The following is a 7,145-nucleotide window of genomic DNA, read 5'->3' on the forward strand; positions in this document are numbered from 1 at the left end:
GTCGTGCAGGGTCTCCACACTGGTCGGCTCGCCGCAGTCCACGCAGAGGTCCACGCGTGCCAGGTGCTTGGGGCTCGGCGCCTGCTTCTCCACCCGCTCGACGACGAGGATCTCCCCGTCCGGCACCGTCAGCAGCCCGGCGATCCGCTCGGCCTGCGCCTGGGCGAACTTCGCCTCGTCCTCGGCGGTCGCCGTGCCGTCCTCGATGCGGGAGGCCAGCGCCCAGATCTCCTCGGTCCGGTAGACGATGCTGTCGGCCTTGGCACGGATCTGCACGCCCGAGGCGCCTCCGCGCTCCCAGAAGGTGAACACGTTGCGGCCGGCGTCCTCGTGGATCAGGTTGCGCTTGCCGTACGTACACCCGGTCAGCACCTGCAGCGCGTCCACGGCGCAGGCGTCGGTCTCCGTCACGAGGACGAGATCGCCGCTGGCCTCCTTCAGGCCGAGCTCGGCCATCGCGGCCTCGGCGGCCCGCACGCCGAAGGCCACCCCGGGGCACTCGTGCTGGTGGAATCGGATGACGTCGTTGTACGCCTGGGTACGGTCCATGATGACCTCTCGTTCGGTTGGTGACGGCCGGTGGTGAGGGAATTCAGGCCCGGACGGTGCCGCGGCCCGCGAGCGCCGGCACCACGCGTATCGGGGCCCGGCGTCCGTTGTCGCCCTCGAAGTAGGCGCGCAGCGTGGGACGGTGCAGGTCGACGACGGAAAGGATCAGCGTCCACTGGCCGGACCCGCCGGCCAGCATCCGGTCGAGCTCGGTGCAGCTGTCGCGCAGCGGGTCGTCCGGCCAGGGCACCCGGTGGGTGTGGTAGTTGCCGAACAGCACCCAGCCCGAGGCGTCGCAGGCCCGCTCGATCTCCATCAGCTCCCGCGGGTCCGCCACCCAGCCGCGCTGCTCGTTGGGGGTTTCCGAGGGGATGGCGAAGGCATCGACCACGTCGTCCATCCCGCCCCGGTGCCGCTGGTCGTGCCGCAGGTTGGAGATCAGCGGGAAGACCGCGCCGACCTCGATCCCCGTCTCCGTCGGGCGCCCGGCGATCATCCCGAAGGCCTTGCGCTCCTCGGTCTCGCCCTCCAGGTAATGCCCGGTCAGCTTGCGCACGGCGTGCGCGACGAGACTCGCGTACAGCGGCCGCATGAAGACGATCTCGGCCGCCTCGGACAGCTCCGCCGTAGACACCCCGCCCCTCACCGCACTCCCCGCCCACCCACACCCGAGCCGACTCCCGCTCCGACGCCTGACTCTTCGCCAGCGCCCGTCCCGACGACAGCACCCGCGCCGACACCCGCACTCGCGCCGGCACCTGTGCCTGCGGCGGCACCTGCACCCGCGGCACCTGCGCCCGCACCCGCACCCGCACCCGCACCCGCACCCGCGACACCCGCACCGCTCCCCCCACCCCCCGGAGGGAGCCACGCCCGGGCCCGGTCCACCGCCCGCCCGGCCAGTGCCACCGACTGCCCCAGATACGCGGCCGGGTCGAAGATGGAGTCGAGCTCGCCCTCACCGATCGGCGCACCGCCGAGCGCGTCCTTGCCCGCCATCGCGCGCAGCGAGTCCCCGTTCTGCCGCGCCGCCTGCGCGAGTTCGTACACGTACTCGTGCGCGGTCTGCTTGCCGATGTACTTGCCGATCGCGAGCATCAGCTTCTCGGTGGCTATCTGCTCCGCGACCTCGCGGACGTTGTCCCGCAGCCGCTCCGGCCGCACCGCCAGACCGTCCACCACGTGCGCCACGATCTCGCACGCCGACAACGCGTAGTGCGACACGTCCGGCACGCACGCCCACTCGATCCGCAGCGTCCGCGAGTCCCGCTCGTGGTCGCCGCCCATGCAGGCGAACGCGTTCGCCACCTGCGCGGCCGCCAGCCGGGCCATCACCACGGCCTGCTCGCACCCCTCCGGGTTGCGCTTGTGCGGCATGGTGCTGGAGCCCACCTGGCCGTGCCGCCAGCCGAGTTCCAGCTCACCGAACTCCGGCCGGGACAGGATCCGCACCTCGTCCCCGATCCGGCCCATCGTGCCCGCCACCATCGCGACCGTGGACACGTACTCCACCACCCGGTCGCGCGAGACGTGCCACCCGACGTCCGGCTCCGCGAGCCCGAGCCGCCGGGCGAACGCCGCCAGCAACGGCAGCGCCTGCTCCCCGAAGCCGGCCATGGTGCCCACCCCGCCGAAGAGCTGGGCCGCCAGCACCCGGCCGCGCAGCCCCTCGATCCGCTCCAGGTGCCGCACCAGCTCGTCGATCCAGCTGCCGATCTTCACCCCGAAGCCCATCGGAAGCGCCGGCTGCGCGTGGGTGCGCCCCAGCGCCACCGTGCCCGCGTGCTCCCGCGCCAGCGCGGACAGCGCCCCGACGATGCCGCGCAGCCGCGCGTCCATCTCGTCCAGGACATCGCGCATCTCCAGCGCCTGCGCGGTGTCCTGGATGTCCTGCGTGGTCGCGCCGTAGTGCACGTACTCCCCGGCGTCCCCCTCGCAGGCGGCCTGGAAGACCCGCAGGAACCCGACCAGCGAGTGGCTGCTGCTACGGATCCCCGCGCGCACCGCGGCGAGGTCCAACTGCTCCACCCGGGCCGTCCGCGCGATCACGGCGGCAGCCTCGGCGGGGATGATGCCCAGCTCCGCCTGGCTCAGGGCCAGCGCGGCCTCGACGTCCAGCCAGCGCTGGTAGCGACATCGGTCGCAGAAGATCCGGTGGCTGGCCTCGGTGCTGTACCGGTGGCCGTAGAAGGCCGAGTCGGTGATGTGGCTGCGCGCGTGCGCGCAGTCCCGCGTTCCCGGGTCCAGCTCCGGGTCGGCGGTCGGGTCGGGTCTCCTGTCGGGTGCGGTCGCTCCGGACGCGCTCATCGGCTTCCCCTCTCGGTGCGCTGTGCCGTGCTGCCCGGCCTCGCCGCCCGGTTCCCCCGGGGGCGGCGGACCTCGCGGTACGGGCTGAATCCATACGGGCGTTCCTGTGGCCGGACCACCGCCGCCGAGGCGATGTCCTGGGCGATGCGGCGCGGCGCGACGCCGAGGTCGCGCGCCCCGGTGAGGACGTCCCCGACGAGCTCGTGCATCATCGACGCGAGCGTCTCCAGCACCTCCTGCGGCGCGGGCGTCCGCTGCGGACCGAACAGTGCCTCCATGGAGGCGGAGCCGCCGATGCCGCCGATGAAGTCCGGGACCACCACGACTCCGCGGTCCGTCAGGAGCTGCTCGGCGGTGTCGCCGAGACCGCAGTTGGCTCCGACCACGACCACCGGCACCGGCAGCAGCGCGGCCTGCTCGGGAGTCAGCGCGTCCTGGCCGCCGGCCAGGACCAGGACGTCGGCCGGCATGTCGAACAGCGCGTCTCCCGGCAGCCGCAGCGGGGAGCCGAGCAGGGTCGGTACGGGCCGGCGCTGGTCGATGCTGAGCATGTGCCCGATGTCCAGTCCGCGCGGGTCCACCAGGCAGCCGTGCTCGTCCGCCACGGCGGTGATCCGCACCCCCTCCTCCAGCAGCGCCAGGGCGCAGGCGCGCCCCAGATTGCCGAAGCCCTGGAGGGTGACGCTCAGCTGGTCGGGGCGCAGGCCCGCCGACGCGGCCAGCGCGGCGTGGGCGAGCGCGTGCCCCGCCCGCCGCTGGCCCACCGTCAGGGCGCCGACCGGCGCGTCCAGCAGGCCCATCCGGGTCCGGAACTCCTCGTCCGGCAACTGCTGGGCCGCTCGGATCGCGACCTTCACCGAGCCGATGCCCAGCGCGCCCGCGATGCCCTCCAGCTCGTCGAAGCGGGTCCCCATGTCGCACCCCATGCTGAAGCGGGTGCGCAGCTCGTCCTGGAGGAACTCCACGAAGCGTCGGAGCACCGGCAGCCGCTGCGGGCCGTTCGGGTCGTAGGCGATGCCGCACTTGGCGCCGTCGACGTTGATGCCGAGCACGCGCTGCTTGAGCGTCATGCGGCTGGAGAGGGTGTGCAGGGTTTCGACGGTGAGCCCGGCCTGCATCCGGCAGCCGCCGGCGGCCAGTCGGCAGTCGGTGCCGTCGTAGACGAGATATCCGGGGCAGTGCTCGACCGGATCTGAATATTCGATGACGCGGACCATCACGCCCCCTGTTTGATGGCTTGACTGGATCCGAGCAAGATTGATTATCTGTGCATGTGACAATCAGTGCGACTGTCAGAAATGAAGCATGTCTGAGCGCCTGTCAGGCCGTCAAGACTTCGCGAAAGACCGGTCGTATCCTTGACGTTCGTGGCGAAAGGGAAGCAGAAACTTGACCGTGAGCAAGGAACCGGACAGTGAGAACCAACCCCTCTTCGAGGGGTTGCGCGGGTGGCACGGCTTCCTTCTGCGCAAGGCGAGCCAGCTGGTCACAGAGCAGGCTGAACAGGCGCTTTCCCAGCTGGGCCTGACCATGCGCCAGTTCGGAGTGCTCAATGTGGTGGAAGCCGAGCCCGGCCTCAACCAGCGCACCGTGGGCGCCAAACTGCGCATCGACCGGACCACGATCGTCGCCCTGGTCGACGAGCTCGAACAGGCCGGTCTGCTGGAGCGCCGACGAGGCTCCGACCGGCGCACTTTCGCCCTGTACCTGACCGAACGGGGCGCCGACTCGCTCCAGGAGGCGGGCGAGGTGATGACCAAGGTCCATGAGGAGTTCCTCGACCCGCTCTCGAGCGAGGAACGAGATCTCCTGAGGGGTCTCCTCGTCCGCCTGGCCGTCCACCAGCCACCCGGGTAGCCCGCCGCCAAGCCAACCGGCCGCCCCAGCCGCCCCAGCGGACTCGGCAGCCCCAGCCGACCCAGCAGGCCAGGCGGCCCTACTTGGCCCAACGGCCCCAGCTGACTCGACGCCTCCAGCCGACCCAAAGCCCCCACCGACCCCAGCGACTCCACCTGACCCACCGGCCCACAGGGGTCAACCGACCCCCACCGGCCCACCGGCCCACCGGGCCAACCGACCCACCGGCCGCCGCCGACCCACCGGCCGCCGAGCCCCCCACCCGGCAGACAGCCCTAGGGCCCGGCGGGCCGGCGGGCCCGCACGACGGTCGCGAACGACCGCCTCGCCCCCGCCTCGGTCCCCACCATGTGCTCCACCCGCTCCGCCCGCTCGACCGTCAGCCCCGCGAGCTCGCCCGCCAGGACCTCGGGCGCGTAGGCCTGCTCCGGATCGGACGGCCCGCCCACCCCCCGGCCCACGTTGTCGGGGTGGTGGCCCACCACCACGATCCGCCCGCCCGGCGCGAGCGAGCGCGCCGCACCGGCCAGCAGCGCCGCACGTCCGCCGGACTCCGGATGGACGTAGGCCAGCAGGATCAGTCCGTAGGCGCTCGACGCAGACTGATGATCCGTCAGATCGGCCTGCACCGTCCGTACGTCCAGCCCTTCCTGCCCGGCCAGTTCCCGGGTCCGGGCCAGCGCCGGGGCGGAGAAGTCCACCGCCGTCACCGCCCATCCCCGCCGCGCCAGCCACAGGGCGTGCCGCCCCGCCCCGGCCCCGAGATCGAGCGCCGCGCCCCCGCCGGCCCCGGGAGCCCCGGGTTCCAGGGGTTCGAGCTCCTCGATGACCAGGGGGTGCGGCCGGTGCGTCCAGCCGAGGTCGCCGTGGGTGTAGCGGCGGTCCCAGTACTCAGCGGAAAGCGTCATGATCTGCCTTCGTCCCTCAGCGCGTTGAAGCGGGAGAACGGCTCGCGCCGTAGCCCACACGATGCCCACCGCCGCTCTATCGGCGCTTGACCGATACTTCTTGACAGTGTCACGGATCGTCACGGATGCTGCCGATTGCCTTCACGCAAGGACTACGCAAGAGCGCCTGCACGGCAATCAGGCCGGTCGGCGAGGAGTCGGCCGCCCGGCGAGCGCCGCGGCCGTGATCCTGGGAAGTGTGTGCTGTCATGACGCCAACCAGAGCAAAGCGGCTCAGAGAGTCGTTCGACCGCAAGGAACTCGCCCGGGTGGGCGTCCTGTTAGGGGTCGTGGCGGCCCTGCACATCATCGGCTTCGGCCTGTTCATCCACTACAACGGCATCCAGAAATACCACACCATCTCCGACTCCCACGGCACCCTCCTCTACGCCGGCGCCGCGGGCCTCGCCTACGTCTTCGGCCTGCGCCACGCCTTCGACGCGGACCACATCTCCGCCATCGACGACACCACCCGCCTGCTCCTGCAGAAGGGCAAGAAGCCGCTCGGTGTCGGACTGGCCTTCTCCCTGGGCCACTCGACGGTGGTCATGGCCATGTGCGTCGGCGTGGCCTTCGCGGCCAACGCCGCCGTCAACTTCGAGGACAGCTTCGCCAGCACCGGCGGCCTCATCGGCACCCTGGTCTCCGGCACCTTCCTCTACATCGTGGCCGCCTTCAACTTCGTCATCCTGGCCGGCATCTGGAAGGTCTGGCGCCAGGTCAAGAGCGGCCGGTACGAGGAGCAGCACCTCGAGGAGCTGCTCGCCTCGCGCGGGTTCATGAACCGCATCTTCAAGGGGCGCTACAACAAGTTCATCAACAACTCCTGGCAGATGTACCCCGTCGGCATCCTCTTCGGCCTCGGCTTCGACACCGCCACCGAAGTGGCCCTGCTCGGCATCTCGGCCTCCGCCGCGGCCGGCGCCGGCGTCGCCGGAGTCACCCTTCCACCGCTGGCGATCATCGCCCTGCCGTTCATCTTCGCGGCCGGCATGTCCCTGATGGACACCATCGACGGCATCTTCATGTCGAAGGCCTACGCCTGGGCGTTCGGCAATCCGGTGCGGAAGATCTACTACAACATCACCACCACCGGAATGTCGATCTTCGTCGCCTTCGTCGTAGGCACCCTCGAACTCTCCGGCGTCCTCACGGAAAAGCTCGGCGTCGCCGACAAGAAGCCCTGGAGCACCTTCAACGCGCTCGACCTCAACAAGATCGGTTTCTTCATCGTCGGCATCTTCCTCGCCACCTGGCTGGGCAGCGTGCTCTGGTGGAAGATCCGCCGCCTGGAGGAGCGCTACACCCCCGCCATGGGCGCCGGCGCCGCGGTCTCCGCCCTCGACCAGGTCACCATCGACCCCACCACCCTCACCCCCGAACGCCTGGCCGCCATCCGCCAGGCCATCCACCACGAACTCCACCACCACGGGCTGCACCACCAGCATTAAATAAATCGCCTGTACGAAGTGTCGTTATGCTTTC

General features: G+C 70.9%; 7 protein-coding genes. 2 read left to right on the forward strand and 5 right to left on the reverse strand.

The genetic code is table 11. From position 1 onward, the window contains the following. The 4 genes from ACFWGD_RS12860 to ACFWGD_RS12875 all read right to left on the reverse strand — a co-directional run. Positions 1 to 549, reverse strand: a 549-nt coding sequence (locus tag ACFWGD_RS12860) for an FmdE family protein (RefSeq protein WP_377779088.1), incomplete at its 3' end; no start/stop codon positions are given. A gap of 43 nt (positions 550 to 592) precedes the next feature. Next, positions 593 to 1,183 carry a hypothetical protein gene (locus ACFWGD_RS12865; protein ID WP_377779089.1) on the reverse strand — a complete coding sequence of 197 codons (591 nt, stop codon included), beginning with the start codon at positions 1,181 to 1,183 and terminating at the stop codon, positions 593 to 595. 8 nt (positions 1,184 to 1,191) lie between these two features. After that, the gene (locus ACFWGD_RS12870; protein WP_377779090.1) at positions 1,192 to 2,856 is read right to left on the reverse strand and encodes an adenylosuccinate lyase family protein; all 1,665 of its coding nucleotides are present in this window, start codon (positions 2,854 to 2,856) and stop codon (positions 1,192 to 1,194) included. After that, positions 2,853 to 4,073 carry a Glu/Leu/Phe/Val dehydrogenase dimerization domain-containing protein gene (locus ACFWGD_RS12875; RefSeq protein ID WP_377779091.1) on the reverse strand — a complete coding sequence of 407 codons (1,221 nt, stop codon included), beginning with the start codon at positions 4,071 to 4,073 and terminating at the stop codon, positions 2,853 to 2,855. The genes ACFWGD_RS12870 and ACFWGD_RS12875 overlap by 4 nt, the downstream gene beginning before the upstream one ends. Positions 4,074 to 4,251: 178 nt before the next feature. Between ACFWGD_RS12875 and ACFWGD_RS12880 the strand changes: the two genes are divergently transcribed. Continuing rightward, positions 4,252 to 4,713 carry a MarR family winged helix-turn-helix transcriptional regulator gene (locus tag ACFWGD_RS12880; RefSeq protein WP_377779092.1) on the forward strand — a complete coding sequence of 154 codons (462 nt, stop codon included), beginning with the start codon at positions 4,252 to 4,254 and terminating at the stop codon, positions 4,711 to 4,713. A gap of 275 nt (positions 4,714 to 4,988) precedes the next feature. Here ACFWGD_RS12880 and ACFWGD_RS12885 read toward each other — a convergent pair whose 3' ends face one another. Then, complete coding sequence (locus ACFWGD_RS12885; protein ID WP_377779093.1) at positions 4,989 to 5,621, reverse strand: class I SAM-dependent methyltransferase; 633 nt, start codon at positions 5,619 to 5,621, stop codon at positions 4,989 to 4,991. A gap of 248 nt (positions 5,622 to 5,869) precedes the next feature. On the opposite strand from ACFWGD_RS12885, the gene ACFWGD_RS12890 reads away from it, so the two are divergent. Continuing rightward, positions 5,870 to 7,111, forward strand: a complete 1,242-nt coding sequence (locus tag ACFWGD_RS12890) for a HoxN/HupN/NixA family nickel/cobalt transporter (protein ID WP_377779094.1) — start codon at positions 5,870 to 5,872, stop codon at positions 7,109 to 7,111. Positions 7,112 to 7,145: the final 34 nt, after the last annotated feature.

The sequence above is a fragment of the Corynebacterium sp. NPDC060344 genome, from assembly GCF_042725215.1.
GTDB lineage: Bacteria > Actinomycetota > Actinomycetes > Mycobacteriales > Mycobacteriaceae > Corynebacterium.